This window comes from Lactobacillus sp. M0390, from assembly GCF_016102085.1.
Taxonomy (GTDB): Bacteria; Bacillota; Bacilli; order Lactobacillales; family Lactobacillaceae; genus Lactobacillus; species Lactobacillus apis.
Map to the genome: position 1 here is coordinate 359,171 of NZ_JACFPH010000002.1, position 18,212 is coordinate 377,382.

The following is an 18,212-nucleotide window of genomic DNA, read 5'->3' on the forward strand; positions in this document are numbered from 1 at the left end:
AGTTCTTGCTAAAGATGATTTTTTCAAGTCCATGGGGCATCGTTATTTGTTATTTTTTCCGTGATACCAGATCTTTTTATTGTAATTCGTTATTAAATTACCGAGGTTTTTCCTTTTATTGTTATCTTGATTTTTGCATACATAAATATATAATTTTGAAATACGCATACATATATAATAAAAGAAGTGTATATAAATGGTGAGGTACTTTTAATAATGAAGAAAACAAACAACATAACAGGAAAAGTTCTGCTTAGTAGCTCAGCTGCCGTTTTACTTGGGTTAATTTCCATTAACCCTCAGTTAGTCAAAGCAGACACCTTCTCTACTAGTCAAACAGCTTCTAAGGAAGAAACTACTACCAGTGAAGTCCCAACCCCATCAGAAGATATCATTAGTGAACCTACAAACACTGATGACCCAGCCGTGAGTCAAGCTTCACCAACCGTTCAAAATTCTGATGATAACGTAAGTAAAAAACGTATTAACGGAACGGCCGCTGGACTGCAAGTTTCCTATGATCTTGACACTGATGAACTCACCATTTTAGGTGGAACATACGAACAAATCGGTTTTTGGGACGATCGTTTTTCTGACTATTCCCTTTCTGACAGTGAAGGAAATTCTATAAAACTTGCACGTGCTAAGCAGATTGTTATTACTGGTAAAATAAGTCTTAACTCTTCAAATAGTGCCTCCTATTTATTCAATGGCTTTCGGAGTGTATCTAAAATTGTAGGGTTAGAACACCTGGACCTTTCTCAAGCAACTAGTACTGTTTCCATGTTTCGTGGCTGTGAAGATTTGACTTCACTCGATCTTTCTAGCTTTAATACTGCTAATGTAGAAAACATGTCATTTATGTTTGATGAATGTTCATCTCTGACTTCACTCAATCTTTCTAGTTTCAATACTGCTAACGTGACTAGCATGTCATATATGTTTAGTGATTGTTCATCTTTGACTTCACTCAATCTTTCTAGCTTTGATACCGCTAATGTAACAGCTATGTCATGTATGTTTATGGCGTGCACAGCTTTATCCGCACTCGACCTTTCAAGTTTCAATATCTCAAAAGTAACTGACATGTCATGTATGTTTGCAGATGATGAAAATCTTGTCGACTTAAATATATCAAGTTTCAAGACCACTTTACCTGTAGATCTAGGTGCAACTTTTAAAAACTGTGCCAGTTTAGTTGAGCTAAATTTAGAAAACTTCTGTATACCAGATACAAATTTGGGAGAGGTAGAATTAGAAGATACATTCTATGGCTGTACAAGCTTGCGGAAGCTCAACATTAAAAATATTGCTATAGGTGATAATGAGTACGAAAATATGCTAGCCAAATTACCTAGCTTAAATACACTTGTTCTTGGTAAGTACACTGGTCTCTCAACTGTTTTTCCAAGCGGCGCTCCAGCAGAAGATGTAGGACTAGATACGGAGGGAATTTGGCTCAATGTTGGTAATGGTACAGCAATTAGACCCGAAGGAACGGAGCAATATACCTCTGAGCAATTGATGGCGGCACGTGCCACAATCCGTGGTAGTAATCAACGTAACTTCACAAAGGCTGAAACATATGTCCGCATGGGCTTGCCTATTACCATCCACCACGTCGATGAGTCAGGAAAACAAATTGCAGAAGATACTATTTTCCCTGGTAATTTTGGCGACCCTTATTCAATTATCGGCGATCCCGTTGCAGGTTATACTTTAAAAGACGGACAAGCCCCTGTTACCGGTATTTATGATAATGATGAGAACAAAGAGCGGGAATTTACTTTCACCTACATTAAAAATCCTGAATCGTCCACTCCTATCAAAGGAGAAGATGTCATTGTTCATTATCAAGATGAACAGGGCAGGACTATTGCGCCTAATGAAGTTTTAAACGGTAATACAGGCGATGGTTATGTTTCAGCCGCTAAAGAGATTGCTGGTTACACTTTAAAGACTCGGCCAAAAAACGCTACAGGATTCTTTAGTGATATTACGCAGAATGTTACTTATGTCTATAGTAAGACTGACTCTAATGCCGAAGGTCAAACTGATGACAAAGATAACGGAAATAAGAGTAATGAAAAAAAAGGTAACAAAGCAAATAGTGCTACTCCTTCCCGCTCCAATCGTTATGATGCCCACAAAAATGCACTAGGTAACAATGCTGATAGCATGTATTCAGCTAACTCCTCTACCAACAATCAACTGCCAAAGGCAGGCTCTGAAAGAAAGTCCCAACTAGCAGCTATTGCACTTGGCTTAATCACTTTAACCAGCGCTGTAGCACTTCTTTGGACAAAAATTAAAAAGTTTAGTAAATAACTAAGCGTTAACTCTAAAAAGCACCAACTATAATTTGACAGTTATGTTGATGCTTTTAATTTTCTCAATTCATTACTTAATAAAAATATTTTTTAAAAATAAAACCTGTTTTTCAGATTCTAAGCACCATTTTATCGACGTTGAGTACAGTTATTTTTCACAATCAACTCTCTTATCATCACTAAGAATATAGTAGATTCCTTTAAAATAAATCGTTATTTAATTCTTGCTTATACAGTAATGACTGTCGTCTTTATCGTTTTAAGTGCACCAGTTCTTGACTTGCTTTTTACATATATATAAATATACTAGTACATATATAATAATTAGGTTATGTATACAAATAACTGATGAGGTGCCTTTACTAATGAAAAAGACAAATAACTTAAGAGGAAAAACTCTATTTAGTAGCTCAGCCGCTATTTTACTGGGTTTGATTTCCATTAATCCCCGATTAGTCAAAGCAGATAGTGACCCTACAAGTCAAACAACACCAGAGGAAAGAGACACTACAGATGAAATTCCGGCCCCATCAGAAGATGCTATCAATGATGATTCAAATGTAAGTGAGCCAGCTTTGGCTCAAGATTCAGTAGCCAGTCAAGCTACTGAAACTGATATAGGTAAAAAGCGGATTGATGGAACTGCTGCTGGACTACAAGTTTCATACGATCTTGACACTGATGAACTCACCATTCTAGGTGGAACATATACAAATATTACTAACTATAACGATCGTATTTCTAACTATACCCTTTCTAATAGCGAAGGAAAATCTATAAAACTTAAACGCGCTAAGCAAATTATCATTACTGGCAAAATAAGCCTTGATGATTCAAATAACGCCAACTTTTTGTTCGACGGTTTTTCATATGCATCAAAAATTGTAGGTCTAGAATATCTCGACCTTTCTCAAGCAACCAGTACAGCTTTCATGTTTCGTAACTGTCAAAATTTACTCTCACTTGATATTTCCAGTTTCAATACTGCCAATGTCACAAACATGGGGGCTATGTTTGCCAACTGTAGTAATTTAGACTATCTAGATGTTTCAGCTCTTAATACTGCAAAAATAACAAATATGGACCGAATGTTTGCTAGTTGTAGTAGCTTAATTTCACTTGATCTCTCTAACTTTGACACCACTAACGTTGAGAGCATGTATGAGATTTTTTTAGACTGCAGTTCCCTGACCTCACTCAACCTTTCCAGCTTCAACACTGCTAACGTAACTACCATGGAGTTTATGTTTAGTGGTTGCTCTGCTTTGACCACTCTCAATCTGTCTAGTTTTAATACCGCTAACGTGACTACTATGGAGTATATGTTTAATGGCTGTACGGCTTTAACTGCACTTGATCTCTCTAATTTCAATACTGCAAAAGTGACAAGTATGGGCGGTATGTTTTCAGGAAATGAAAGCCTCGTTGACTTGAATATATCAAGTTTCGACACTTCCTCACTTTACGTCCTATATGAAATGTTTATGAATTGTAAAAGTTTAACCGAGCTAAATTTAGAACACTTCCATATACCTGATATCGATGAGTCTGATTTCTCCCTTACTTTCTATGGCTGTACAAATTTACGTAAGCTTAATATTAAAAATATTGCTACAGGTGCACCGGAGTATATTCTTATGCTAGCCGGATTGCCTAACTTAAATACGCTTGTTCTAGGCAAAGACACTGACCTTACAACAGTATATAGAGGCGACATCGATGATATAGCTAGTATACCTCCAGGATACTTGGATGATGTAGGATTAGATACTGGAGGAATTTGGCTTAATGTCGGTAAGGGAACAACAACTCATCCCGAAGGAACAGAGCAATTTACTTCTGAACAATTAATGAAGTCACGTGCCATAACCCTAGATGGTAAAAAACGTAATTTTACAAAGGGTGAAACATATGTCCGCATGGGTTTACCTATTACTATTCACCATGTCGATGAATCAGGTAAAAAAATTGGAGAAAATACTATTTTCCCTGGTAATCTTGGCGATCCCTATTCAATTATTGGCGATTACGTCGCAGGTTATACTTTAAAGGCTGGTCAATCCCCTATTACCGGTGTTTATGATAACGATGAAGATAAAGAAAGAGAATTTACCTTTATTTACATTAAAAATCCTGAATCCTCCGCCCCTATCAAAGGAGAGGATGTCACTGTTCATTATCAAGATGAAAATGGCAAAGCGATTGCATCTAGTGAAGTTTTAAACGGTAATCTAAATGACGGCTACGTTTCAACCGCTAAAGAAATTGCTGGTTATACTTTAAAGAGTAAGCCTAAAAATGCTACAGGGTTCTTTAGTAATACTAAACAGAGCATTATTTATATTTATAGTAAAACTGTTTCTCTAACTGAAGGCGAAACTACTGCTAACCCAGCAAAGCCTACCAGCACAGACAAAGAAATAGGCAATATCCATCAAGGCAATAGTCAAATAGCTAACGGAGCAAATAATAATCAAGCAGCTGCTTTTACTTCCGATCCAAGTAACAATGCTGATAACCTAAATTCAGCTAATTCCTCTACCGATGACCAGCTGCCCAAAACAGGCTCTGAGAAAAAGTCACAATTAACAACCATTGCACTTGGATCAATCACTTTGACTAGTGCTTTAGTACTTGCTTGGACCAAGCGCAAGAAAAGCTAATATAGTTTGATAGCCATTGATAAATTAGAAAAACCACTTACCTTTCATATGGTTAAGTGGTTTTTAATTTACACAGAAATTGCTAAATTGGTTCAATGAAATAGACAAAGTTCACTTTTGTTGCGGTCAAAAACTAACTATAGTCAGATATCTCTACTGTTTTGTAGTCGAAATGTATGTATTTAATGAAAAAGTACTTGGGTTAATCAATTACAGCTGAAAATTAAGCACAAATAAAATAACATATAATATTAAATATCTTCAGCGAGTTTTAATAACACACGAAATTTTAAAATCACTGGTTAACACTATGGTCAAATGTTATACTTCAAAAGTATGCATAGAACATAATATATCATAATTACACATCAGCAATATATCTTTTTATTTATATTTGTTATTTTAATAACATAAGCAATAAAATTTAGTATATTTCAAAAAATTCTTCAATTTTAGTGAAGGATAATTGTGTTTGGTTACATGTTCAACATAGTTATTTAAACTGCGCGTACAAAAATTACTGAAAATCAATAGTACAGAAAGGGATAATTATGAAAAAAACTAGTGATTTTAAAAGTAAAACTTTGCTGAGCTGCTCAGCATCTATCCTACTCGGATTAATTGTTGCTAATCCAAAATTGGTTAAGGCAGATAGTCTACCCGCTGATCAAGTGACCACTTCTGAAACAGATACTGATCAAAGTGACCAACTGGCTTCTTCGACCAATTCTAATAATGGCGAGGAAACCAGCCCCGTTGATAATACAGAGGCACAAGCTGATTCAACTGAGTCTAATACTACACGCACAGCAGATTCTGATGAAACTAATGCAATTACAGGGACCCTTGGCGGGCTTCAAGTTTCATATAATTCTGGAACTAGTGAACTAACCGTTTTGGGTGGTACATATGATGGAGCAATTAGTAAAACGCAGCCGTTAAGCACATGCAAACTTTATGCTGATGATGGACAAATTTATAATTCTCCAAAACCTCAAAAAATCAAGATAATAGGTAAAGTCTCTATTGTAGGGAATCCGGATTACATGTTCAGTGGATTCAATAACCTAACAGAAATTGAAGGCCTTGGTAACCTTGATACATCAAATGTAACAGACATATCCGGACTGTTTTATGGGTGTTATAGTTTAACAAAAATTAAGGATTTTGGTGATCTTGATACATCAAAAGTAACAAATATTTCTGGACTGTTTAACGGTTGTTCCAATTTGACTAGTGTTGAAGGTCTTACTAATCTGGATACATCAAATATAGATGATATGTCCGAAATGTTTTACGGTTGCCAGAATCTAACTAGTATCAACTTAGGTTCATCTAAAACTTCAAAATTTAATACTTCTAAAGTTGTATCTATGAGTAGCATGTTTGCTGAATGTGTGAACCTAACGCATGTAGACTTGTCGGGCTTTGACGTAAGCCAAGTAGAAGACATGTCTTGTATGTTTGAGGGTGCGCGGAGCCTAGTTGACGTAAACCTATCAAGTTTTAAAATTAACCGCAAGAACTTCATGACTTTCGAGCGAATGTTTGCGGACTGTAGCAGCTTAGTAGATTTAGACTTGAGTGGCTTTACTACACATAAATCAGCTGAAGTTTCTGAGATGTTTAAAAACTGCACAAGTTTAAGATCTCTGAATATTAAGAACTTTGACCTAGGTTGCCTCAGTTTTGAGGAGATGCTAGAAGGCGTTACTAACTTAGATCTCATTGTTCTTGGTCCTAGAACAGCTCTAGCTAATATCGAAGAATTAGCTTGGGATCCTGAGGACTCTGATAGCTACTTGTATGGAACAGTTGGATTAAACGTTCCTGGCATCTGGGTTAACGTCGGTAAAGGGACAATTGACAATCCCGAAGCATCTACTCGCTGGACTTCCTATGAACTTATGAAAAACCGTGCCTGGTATGAAGAAGACATAAATGGTGGCATTGATGACTGGAATGACGAATGGAATGGTGACCTGGCTGATGATGGGGTTGGAAACCCTGACTTTACTAGGACAGTTGCTGTGAAAAAGTCACCCCGCAACCCTAATCTAATTGCCGAAACCTATGTTCGGATGGGACAACCTGTAACTATTCAGTATCAAGACGAAAGTGGCAATTCACTTAAGGACAATGAAATTCACCAGGGTCGTATTGGTACCAACTACTCTTTCTCAGCTGCTAAAATTTCAGGCTATGTGCTAAAAGCTAACTGTCTAGAAACCGTTACTGGACTGTATGATGCCAATAATGAACGAACAATAACATTTGTCTATACTCCACTAAAAAGTCCTAACACTTCTGATGGCTCAAATGGCTCGGATAGCTCTAACGGCTCAAATGGATCTAACACTTCTGATAGCTCAGACAGTTCTAACGGCTCGAATGGTTCAAACACCTCTGATGGCTCAAATGGTTCTGACAGTTCTAACGGCTCAAATGGATCTAACACTTCTGATAGCTCAGACAGTTCTAACGGCTCGAATGGTTCTAACACCTCTGATGGCTCGAATGGCTCGGACAGCTCTAACGGCTCAAATGGATCTAACACTTCTGATGGTTCGAATGGATCTAACGACTCGAATGGTTCAACAGGTTCGATTCCAGACGTTCCAGAACTTGCGGCACCTAATAAGAGCAATTACCAGCATCATAAGACTAGACAGCCTAAAATTACAGAAACTAGTTATCATAAGACTAATAAGCTTGAACATGATATGCCAAAAAGTAAGGCAGCTGACCCAGAACTACCAAAAACTGGAAAAAATAGTGTTTCGCAGCTTCTTACTACTGCTTTAGGCTTAATTAGTGCCACTAGTGCAAGCGCTCTGGCTTGGATTAAGCGTAAAAAGAACTAATATACCCTAAATAGCAATTAGCAAATTAAAAAAACCACTTATTTCTAAAATGATATGACCCCCAAATTTAGGACAAATTTGGGGGTATTATTATGTCTGAATTACTGTAGTATTTAATGAAAGAAGCAAAACTGCTGTTCGATTTATCATGGTGAATAATAGCCTTTTTCTGCAGTCAAAACTGAATACAGTTAAATAACTTTTGTGATACTAGATTTGCAGTGTGTACATTTAATAAAACATACGTGAATATCACCAATCACAGTAAAAATAAAAACATATATAATAACGAATAAAATAGTAAATACATAAGCGGCGATTTTAATAACATATGTAGTTTAAAGAATTAACAACTGATATTTACATTTTGATGTTATACTTTAACTGTATGCACAGTCTTTGTTTTACAATAATTAAACATAAAATTCCTGATATATATATGTCATATTTGGTATTTTATTAGTGAGCAATTAAAAATGATTTTTTTGTTCGGAATAGATTGTGTTTAGCTAATTGTTCACATAGTTGTTTAAACTGAGCGTACAAAAGTTACTGACAAATCAATAGCATAGGTAAAGGTATAATTATGAAAAAAACTAGTGATTTCAAAAGTAAAATTTTGCTGAGTAGTTCAGCATCCATTCTACTCGGATTAGTTCTCTCTAACACTCAGTTAGTTAAAGCAGATAATCTCTCTTCTGATCAAGTATCTACTTCAAAAAAAGACACTGATCAAAATAACCAGTCCAATTCCTCGCAGGCTCCTACTACAAGCACAGTAAGTCCTGATGAAGCTAAAGAAAGCAATTCAGTTAACACCACTGACCCACAAGTTGGTTCTATAATAACCAATAATACTGACTCGCCAACTGGTACTAATTCTACACGTGCATCCACTCAACCTGATGTGATTACAGGCCAGATTACAGGAACCACGCTTCAAGTTTCATACGATTTAAATACCGAAGAGCTAAGTATTTTGGGTGGTACATATCGTAAAAGCAAAAAAGGCGGTCTTTACAGCAAATATTTATACTCTACTACTGATCGCAAAAATTATACCGAATTTCGAGATGCTAAAAAAATAAAGATAGTAGGCAAAGTCGATACTGATGGCGATCTTTCTAAGATGTTCGCTGATTTTTCGGAACTAACGGAAATTGAAGGCCTTAATAATCTCGATACATCGAATGCAACTAAAATGTCCGAGATGTTTGCTGAATGTTACAGCCTGACCAGTCTCGACGTAAGCTCTTTTAACACCTCTAAAGTTACGGATATGTCCTTAATGTTCAGTAGCTGTAGTGAACTGAAGGAAATTAATCTCAGTAACCTTGACACATCCAGTGTAACCAATATGTCCCAGGTGTTTGCTGAATGTACTAGTTTAACTACTATAGACCTAAGTTCATTGGATACTTCTAAAGTTACTACCATGTGGGGAATGTTTGAAAGTTGTACAGCTCTAACTAGTGTCAACCTAAGCAACTTAAACACTTCAAGTGTTACAAACATGGAAGGCATGTTTGAAGATTGTTCCAGCCTGTCTCGTTTAGACTTGTCAAGCTTTGATACACGAAAAGTAAAAGAATTAAGCGACATGTTTAAGGGCGCGAAGAGTTTAGTTGATGTGAACTTATCAAGTTTTACTTTTGAGATACCAAATGATCATGTAAATATAGTTTCTATGGAAGGGATGTTCAGAGACTGTAGTAGCCTAGTTAATTTGGACTTAAGTAGTTTTAAAACCCATAGGTCAGTTGAAGTTGACGGGATGTTTAGAAACTGTTCAAGTTTAAAGTATCTGAATATTCAGAATTTTGACCTAGGATGTCTCAATTTTAATAATAAGACGTTTGAAGGCGTCACTAACCTAGAGACACTTGTTCTTGGTAAAAGAACAGCTCTAGCTAATGTTGATGAATTAGACTACGATCCTGACTACCCTGAAAGCTACAAATATGGAACTGTAGGATTAAATGTTCCTGGTCTATGGGTTAATGTTGGTAGCGGTACAATTGATAATCCTGAAGCATCTACTAGATGGACTTCCTACGAACTTATGAAAAACCGTGCCTGGTTTCATGAAGATATTGAAACTGGCCTTAGTGGTCCCGACGAAGATGAAGAAATCAACCCTGACTTAATCGCTGAAACCTATGTCAGGAAAGCGTGTCCTGTAACTATTCACTATCAAGACGAAAAAGGCAATGCTATCAAAAAAGATGACGTTCATTTTGGTCGTATAGGTGAAAACTATTCCTTCTCCGCTGCCAAAATTTCTGGCTATGAACTAAAAGCAGATAGTCAGAGTACTCTTACCGGACAGTACGATGCTGTTAATGAACGGGCAATAACTTTTGTCTATTCAAAGGTAAAAGACTCTGCTGGCTCAGACTCAACTAGTACAAAGCCTGATGTTGACGATAAAATTGATATCGTTGTACATTATCAAGACGAGAACGGTAATACACTTGCCGCTGATGATATTTTAAGTGGCAAAATTGGCAATGGTTATGTTTCTACCGCTAAGAAAATTAATGGTTACGAACTAAAATTCAGACCAAATAATGCCGTTGGCTTTTTCAATAGAGATTCAAAGAGCATCATATATGTCTACAGTAAGGTGAACACTGACTCTCAGGAAAATCTTCCTGAAATCGCAACAAACGATAAGAGTAATCATCAACGCCAAAAGACTAGACACCCTAAGATTACGGAAACTAGTTATCATAAGGTTAATAAATTTGAAAATAATACGCCAAAAAATAATGCGGCTACTGCACAGCAATTACCAAAAACTGGTAAAAGCAAGATTGCACAGCTTCTTACAACTGCTTTAGGTTTAATTAGCGTCGCTAGTGCAAGCGCTCTAGTTTGGACTAAACGAAAAAAGGACTAATTACCCTATATAACAATTAGCAAATTAAAAACCACTTAGCGTTATAAAGCTAAGTGGTTTTTATCTTGCACAAAAGCGCTTGACCAGTTTTAATAAAAGAAGACAATTTTTAATTAAAAGGAGCAAAAATGGGACTTAACAAACCACTTTTATTTGCGCTTAGTGATACTAAGCCCGGACCAAAAAATCTAATTACAGATGTTGCTGGCATTACAGTCGGCCATAAAACCATTATTACTGACCGTCTTAGAACAGGCGTAACAGTAGTTAAACCTTGTCAGGACAATATCTTTCGGAAAAAAATGCCAGCAGCCGCTCATGTCATTAACGGCTTCGGTAAAAGCACTGGCCTCGTACAAGTAGAAGAATTAGGAACAATTGAAACACCACTCGTTTTAACTAACACGTTAAGCGTTGGGACTGCTTCAATGGCTCTTGTTAAAAGGATGCTTGCCGAGAATCCTGAAATTGGTCTTTCGACTGGTAGCGTTAATCCAATTATTATGGAATGCAATGACAGCTCAATTAACCATATCCGCGATTTAGGTGTTACCGAAGATGATGTCACCGCTGCATTTGATGCTGCAACTACTGACTTTGCAGAAGGCGGCGTTGGTGGTGGTACAGGCATGCGTTGCTATGAACTCAAAGGCGGTATTGGCTCTGCTTCAAGACAGGTAGAAATCGACGGTAAAACTTTTACTATGGGCGCACTTGTCATGTCTAACTTTGGCCTCAGCACTGACTTAAACATTTATGGTCATGCAATTGGTAAAAAGTTTGTTGAAAATAAAGATAGCAAGGAGAAAGGTAGTATCATTACTATAATTGCTACTGACATTCCGTTTAATTCACGTCAATTAAAACGAATTGCAAAACGTTCTAGTATCGGAATTACACGTAGCGGCTCATTCAGCGGTAACGGCAGCGGTGAAATCACCCTTGCCTTTTCGACCGCGAATCGCGTCAGCCATTTCCCTGAGCATGAATTAAGTACCATTCAGGCAATCACTGATGATAAGATTGACCGCTACTTCAGAGTTACTGTTGATATCGTCAACGAAGCAATTCTCAGCTCCCTGGCCCATGGTCAAACAACTCCAGATCGCGATGGCAAACCAATTCTAGGTTTAAAGGATGCTTTGTCTCAACTAGGCAATGACGAAGAAGCATTACAATTACGAAAAGATTTAGGAATCTAGCAAAAACTGAAATCTAATATTTGAAATAACCCCCAAATTTAGGGGTTATTTTTATGGCAAAAATTATCATCTAAGCAAGATAAAATTGAAATATAACAGCTTTGGTATAGTTATGGCGTTGGTTCAACTGAACTCTGTCGGCGCTACGGGATTAGCAGGGCTAACATTAATTACCTGTTGGCGCTAATTGACCGTTCATGGTCTGGCTATTTTAAATCAGCCCTACACTAACTTATACAAGTGATTTTAAGGAGCTGGCTTTTAAATGAATCATAGTTGAACATGAATCTCTTTATCATGTAGCACTAGATTTAGGTGGTCTAAAAAGCTGTGGCATGTTGCACAATTAGCTAAAGTTAGCGCGACTTTTAACTTTTAAAAAATACTTTTAGCTAAGATTAAGGGCAATTTGTGAGATTAAGGTGTCCATAAAGTACATACCAAAGAAAACAAAAATTGCTACAATTAAAATCTTCCAAGATATTTTAGTCAGTTCTTTCAAACGGTGGGTAACTGATATTCCAGCAAATGCTAGGACAGAAGTTGTTAGTGAGAGAAAGTCTACAGCATTGATAACTCGAACGCAGTAGGGACTAATCAAACAAAAAATTAGAGAAACGATTGAAACCCAGCCTAGAATAGGGAAACCCTGAATGATTTTCCAAGGTACTTTTTTCATCAGCATACTGATAACTATGCCTAATAGTGAAAAAAGCCATAACATCCCCAAACCAATGAATGTGTCAGTGGTAATTGGTGTGCTTTTGGGATTTCTAATTAATTTAACCCACTGAACAAATAATACTAAGCTAATGCTGAGTAAAAGGATGATAGCATCTTTAAATAATTCATATAAGTTGTTTTCTTTAGTCATGATCTGGATAAACTTCTTTCTTTCTGTCTAGCAGGCTGGTAATGTGTGTATACATGAATCTTTGGAGAGGTACTGCTAGAAAGTACATGATATAAGTGCCAATAAAACTAGTTAGCAACTGACTGGCCGCGGCAAAAGACAAAATAGTGTCACTGTGTTTTGGTACCAAAGCTGCTAACGACGTTGAAGCTGCAGTCATCATTGAACTAGAACCAACACCAGCACTCATTGCGACAGCTTTATAGTTAAAGCCCATTCCCAGAAGAAGTGGAGCAAGGATTGAAAAGATAATTGAACCAAAAATGGTACCAATTAAATAAATTCCGAGTACGCCTCGACCTTCAGGCGAATTTAGCGTGTATTTTTCACTGATATATGCTAGTTCACCTTCACGACCTAAGCCTAAGGTTGAACCTATAGCTTCTTCCCTTAAGCCAAGTAATAGTGCCACAGGTAAGCCGAAGATAATCGTGCCTAAATTTCCTAGTTCGTGGACTAGAAAAACCCAACCAACAGAAATAATTTCATTGATTTTAGGAGCCACATTCGCCCCATAACGCGCCATTAAAGGCAACATGATAAGAATCATGTATTTACCAGCAAATTTCACCCGTTTATCATTGTAGAGTTTTTTAATAGGTTTTGCTGGAATTAAATAAACTAAAATAGCAATAATTACCGCAAATACTAGAGGTAAGATAGAAATTTCAATTTTGCCGATTTTAAATACTTGAGTACTAATCATTTCAGAAACTGTATCTATTAACAACACTAAAATGATTAACGGACCGTATGCTTTTAAATATTTCATTTTATTTTGCCATCTTTTCTAATTCAGTTAGATATTCTTCTTTTGTTTTCTTATAGGTTTTTACCTGATCTAAGTTATTTGAAATCTTAAGAATACTGTTAAAGACAAATTCAGGAAAAATTGCTAGAACAAATTCAGGATCAACTAGGGTAAAATCATCACCATGAATTGTTCCGTTCCAACCACCATAACCAATTTGGATGGTTGGTATTAAGAAACTAACATCTCCAATATCACCTGCCGCCATTGTGTAGCCCCGATTTTCGATTAAACCAGGAATTTTTTCATCTGTAGAGAAAACCTCTTTCACAATAGCGCTCATACTTTTACTGGAGATCAAAGGTAGGTAGCCAACTTGCCTTTCGGACTCAACCGAGCCACCAAGTGCTGCTGCACAGCCATCTGCTGCCTGCTTAAACCGATTCATTAGTTTTTGAGCATTGTCGATATCGAAAAATCTTAAATCTGTTCCCATCTTAATGTGATCAGGAATGACATTAATTGATTCATGATTTTCGCCAACTATTACTGGATTAAATCTTATACGATTAGGGTCCTTAATTTGCTGACGCTGCAAGGCTAAAGCAGTATTAAATAATGTTGCTATGCTTTGAGCATTAATACCTGCGTCTGGGGCGAAAGCCGCGTGACTGGCCTTGCCATAAAAATCAAAATATTCAAAATTAAAGCCTGCAAGATCACAGTTAATTTCGATAGTTCGTTCATCGAAATCTTCACCTATCGCATGAACTGAGACACAATAGTCGATATCGTCAAAAATGCCAAGTTTAATAGCTTCTTGTTTGCCACCAAAGTAATCTATTTTTCCTGCTTCTTTTTGCTGTTTTCTCCAAGCAAGATCAACAAATTCTTCGGATGGAGTGAAGATAAATGCTAGATTAGTACCAAAATCTTTAAGTCGGTGATTGGTAATTATTTCATTCATAATTGCTAGTGCGGTAGTGACTTGTGTGTAATGGCCACAAGCTTGAGCGGCACCGGTATTAGCATCCGCTAATTTGTGATTAGGCTGATAGAGTGAATCTATTTCAGCGATAATTCCCAAGGTTTTCTGGCTACCATTAGTTAACGTTACTTTTAAACCCGTATCGAGATAATGTTCGGCTTTTAACTCAGGACTAATTTTGTTAATTTCATCTTCAATCTTTCTAGATGTTTTAAATTCTTTATAACCAAGTTCTGGATTATGAAGTAAAAAATCAGCAATTTCAGTTAATTTTGCGTAGTAATTTTGAAAACTTGACATTAGATCCTCACTTTTTGCTTTCTTATTATCGTATGTGATAATAAGAAGAATAGAATAAAGTTAAGAATTATGCAAGAACAATAAGATTGATTTTCATTTATAAAGTTCGTGTTTTATGGATTTTTATAAGATATGTTACTAGAAGGCAGGTAGCGTTATTTAAACGAAAAGATGAACCACTTTGTTTATCCATTTCCCACTCCCTCAAAAAAGCAGAAAAAGACCCCCTCGTGTCAGATAAAATCTGTCCTAAACGGTAACGAGGGGGCTGTCCTTTGTATGGCTAGTATACTCAAGCATTAACTAAAATGTTAATGCAGGAATATATATTATATTATTTCAAATTAGTCTACTTAATCAATTCATTATGATATAGTTCAAGTGTTTTCTTATTAAATGCACACATTATAATTTCAATATCATAAGAGCTATTTGACTCTAACCATTTTTTAACCGTAGCAAAAGCAATCTTTGCTGCTTTCTCCATTGGAAAGCCATATGCTCCCGTTGATATTGCAGGAAAGGCGATACTATGCAACCCCTTCTTTTTAGCTAATTCAAGTGAGTTAATGTAACAATCACTTAATAGATTATTATCGCTGGTTGCCCCGGAGTATATTGGTCCTACAGTGTGAATAACAAATTTAGCGGGCAAGTTATATCCTTTAGTAAGCTTGGCTTGTCCCGTTTCACAGCCATGAAGCTGACGACATTCTCCTAATAGCTGAGGACCTGATGATTGATGAATTGCCCCATCAACTCCTAGCCCGCCTAGCAACGTCTTGTTAGCAGCATTTACGACGGCATCTACTTTTAAGGTTGTAATATCTGCTTGGATAACTTTTAAGTTGGACATTATAGATTCTTCTTTCGTATCAGTATTTTAAACTAAAAAACTGTTAGCCTTCTTCATAGTAAATTGGCTAGCAGCTTTTTGATTAATATTTTTTATTCTAAATACATTTCCTTTAATTGGCTTAAATCAGCATCTGTAAAGCCAAGCTCTTTTTTAAAGAATGTTGCAAAATCGCCCCAGCCACCACGGATGGTTTCCGTGATGCCCCTAATGGCTGTCCCTTCTCCTTTGGTGACATTCATTTTTGCAACCATTTGCGCTATTTCATCGTTACTTGGTAGCTGACGTGAAACCGCAAAGTCATATAACTTATTGGTCAGTAAATAATCCCGTGCAATTGTATCATCATCAACATCGAGTGCCATCAAAATTAAGGCCGATACCATTCCAGTACGGTCTTTTCCAGCACTGCAATGGTAGACGAGTGCATCCCCTTCTGGCAATTCCAATAATTCAGTAAAAATGCGCGCAAACATTTTCCGACTGTGCTCGCTTAATAAAGTTTGCTGATAAATCCGACCAATGAAATTATTGCTCAAATCTGGGATATGGTGAAGTAAACGAAACATTTTGTGTCCGTTGGGCCGGTCTTCCGGGTTTTCAGAATAAACTGGCAGGTCAACATAGTGAACATTTGGCCAAGCCTTATCAGGAGAAGACTGCTTTTCGTATTGCGAACGCAAATCACAGTCGATTGTCACATGCAAATCCGCAAGACGCTCTTTATCCTCATTTGATAGGGAACTAAGGGAATCTGAACGATAGATTTTATTCCACTTAACAGCTTGTTCTGCCTTATTTTGATAGCCACCAACGTCCCTAAAGTTTAGCGGTCCGTCCAATTTTACAATTCGATCATGTGCCAATTTGCTCAACTCCTTTTTACTTAATTATCGCACTTATTCACCGTGAGCAAAAACTTGAGTTGCCTTAACAGCCCTCTTCCAGCCTTGGTATAACTTCTTACGTTTTGACTCTTCCATCTTACTTTCAAACGTCTTACCGACAACAAAAACGTCTTTTAGTTCATCAACATCTTTCCAATAACCAACTGCTAAGCCTGCTAAAAATGCAGCTCCCATCGAAGTTGTCTCTAAAGTCTGAGAACGTTCAATCTTTATTCCTAAAATATCTGCTTGGAATTGTAGTAGATAGTCATTATTTGAAGCGCCACCGTCAACACGTAAAGTTGGGATTTCGATTCCTGAATCAATTTGCATTGTGTCAACAACGTCGCGGGTCTGATATGCCAAGGATTGCAGCGTTGCTTTAATAAAGTCATTTTTATTGGTTCCACGTGTAACACCAAACACTGCTCCTCGAGCTTCTGAATCCCAGTACGGTGCCCCAAGACCCGTAAAGGCTGGAACAACATAAACTTCATCCTCTGACTTGGATGCTAAAGCGGCTTTTTCAGACTCTTCAGCCGTTTTAACCATCTTCATCGAGTCGCGCAGCCACTGAATAGCACTACCAGAAACAAAAATCGAGCCTTCAAGCGCATAGTTAATTTTACCATCTAAACCATACGCAATCGTAGTTAATAAGTTATTATCCGACTCGGTTGGTTCTTCACCAGTGTTCATAACGATAAAAGAGCCGGTGCCGTAAGTATTTTTAACCATACCCTTCTTAAATGCCAACTGGCCAACTAGTGCTGCTTGTTGGTCACCTGCAATACCACAAATTGGTACTTCCCCACCAAAAAAGCGGTAAGACTTTGTATAGCCATAAATTTCAGAGTTTGATCTAACTTCCGGCAACATTTTCTTAGGAATGTTGAGTAATTCAAGAATGTCATCATCCCACTTTAAGTCGTGGATATTAAAAAGCATTGTCCTTGATGCATTGGTGTAATCCGTAATGTGGGCTTCACCATCAGTTAACTTCCATAATAACCAGCTATCAATGGTGCCAAATAGAAGATCTCCCTTTTCTGCTTTTTCTTGTGCGCCCTCAACGTGATCCAAAATCCAACGAATCTTAGTTGCACTGAAATACGGGTCAATGATTAAACCAGTTTTCTTATGAATCATTTCACCATAACCATCAGCCTTGAGCTTCTCCGCCAATTCTGTGGTTTGTCTTGACTGCCAAACAATTGCATTATAAATTGGTTTACCAGTTTTTCGATCCCAAATAACAGTCGTTTCACGCTGATTTGTAATCCCAATTCCCTTAATTTGTTCTGGGCGAATACCCGAATTTATAATGGTATTAGCAATGGTAGTTTGAACAGCGTGCCAGATTTCTTCGGCCTTATGTTCAACCCAACCGGGTTGCGGAAAATACTGTGAAAATTCCTTTTGTGAAGCAGAAACCTTGTGGCCCTCATGATCAAAGATCATTGCTCTAGTTGATGTTGTACCTTCATCAATTGCCATAATGTATTCTTTTAACATATTGTGTTGTGTTTCCTTCCTAGAAGAAAGCGATTTACTAC

The 18,212-nt window shown here is 37.1% G+C and carries 11 protein-coding genes; 5 read left to right on the forward strand and 6 right to left on the reverse strand.

Features of this window, described 5'->3' with window-relative positions; translation table 11 throughout:
• Positions 1–216: 216 nt before the first annotated feature.
• The 5 genes from H3R25_RS05720 to H3R25_RS05740 all read left to right on the forward strand — a co-directional run bounded on the left by H3R25_RS05720 (position 217) and on the right by H3R25_RS05740 (position 11,961).
• Positions 217–2,328, forward strand: coding sequence for a BspA family leucine-rich repeat surface protein (locus H3R25_RS05720; protein ID WP_198194546.1), 2,112 nt, complete (start codon positions 217–219; stop codon positions 2,326–2,328).
• Between the two features lie 367 nt (positions 2,329–2,695).
• A complete protein-coding gene (locus H3R25_RS05725; protein ID WP_198194547.1) occupies positions 2,696–4,993 on the forward strand; it encodes a BspA family leucine-rich repeat surface protein in 2,298 nt (765 codons plus the stop codon).
• A 551-nt stretch (positions 4,994–5,544) separates the two neighbouring features.
• On the forward strand, positions 5,545–7,857 hold the full coding sequence (locus tag H3R25_RS05730; protein WP_198194548.1) for a BspA family leucine-rich repeat surface protein: 2,313 nt from the start codon (positions 5,545–5,547) through the stop codon (positions 7,855–7,857).
• Positions 7,858–8,443: 586 nt separating this feature from the next.
• Positions 8,444–10,759, forward strand: coding sequence for a BspA family leucine-rich repeat surface protein (locus tag H3R25_RS05735; protein ID WP_198194549.1), 2,316 nt, complete (start codon positions 8,444–8,446; stop codon positions 10,757–10,759).
• Between the two features lie 128 nt (positions 10,760–10,887).
• Positions 10,888–11,961: a P1 family peptidase gene (locus H3R25_RS05740; RefSeq protein ID WP_198194550.1), complete on the forward strand. Its 1,074-nt coding sequence runs from the start codon at positions 10,888–10,890 to the stop codon at positions 11,959–11,961.
• 388 nt (positions 11,962–12,349) lie between these two features.
• Here H3R25_RS05740 and H3R25_RS05745 read toward each other — a convergent pair whose 3' ends face one another.
• From H3R25_RS05745 to glpK, 6 genes are all read right to left on the reverse strand, one after another.
• Complete coding sequence (locus tag H3R25_RS05745; RefSeq protein ID WP_187158263.1) at positions 12,350–12,835, reverse strand: hypothetical protein; 486 nt, start codon at positions 12,833–12,835, stop codon at positions 12,350–12,352.
• Complete coding sequence (locus tag H3R25_RS05750) at positions 12,828–13,646, reverse strand: DUF3100 domain-containing protein (RefSeq protein WP_122036220.1); 819 nt, start codon at positions 13,644–13,646, stop codon at positions 12,828–12,830. The genes H3R25_RS05745 and H3R25_RS05750 overlap by 8 nt, the downstream gene beginning before the upstream one ends.
• A 1-nt stretch (position 13,647) precedes the next feature.
• The gene (locus H3R25_RS05755) at positions 13,648–14,913 is read right to left on the reverse strand and encodes a M20/M25/M40 family metallo-hydrolase (RefSeq protein ID WP_198194551.1); all 1,266 of its coding nucleotides are present in this window, start codon (positions 14,911–14,913) and stop codon (positions 13,648–13,650) included.
• Positions 14,914–15,262: 349 nt separating this feature from the next.
• Positions 15,263–15,769 carry an O-acetyl-ADP-ribose deacetylase gene (locus H3R25_RS05760; RefSeq protein WP_198194552.1) on the reverse strand — a complete coding sequence of 169 codons (507 nt, stop codon included), beginning with the start codon at positions 15,767–15,769 and terminating at the stop codon, positions 15,263–15,265.
• Positions 15,770–15,861: 92 nt separating this feature from the next.
• Complete coding sequence (locus tag H3R25_RS05765) at positions 15,862–16,635, reverse strand: tyrosine-protein phosphatase (protein ID WP_198194553.1); 774 nt, start codon at positions 16,633–16,635, stop codon at positions 15,862–15,864.
• Between the two features lie 33 nt (positions 16,636–16,668).
• Entirely contained in the window at positions 16,669–18,171 is a 1,503-nt protein-coding gene (gene glpK, locus H3R25_RS05770; protein ID WP_198194554.1) for a glycerol kinase GlpK, read from the reverse strand.
• Positions 18,172–18,212 lie beyond the last annotated feature (41 nt).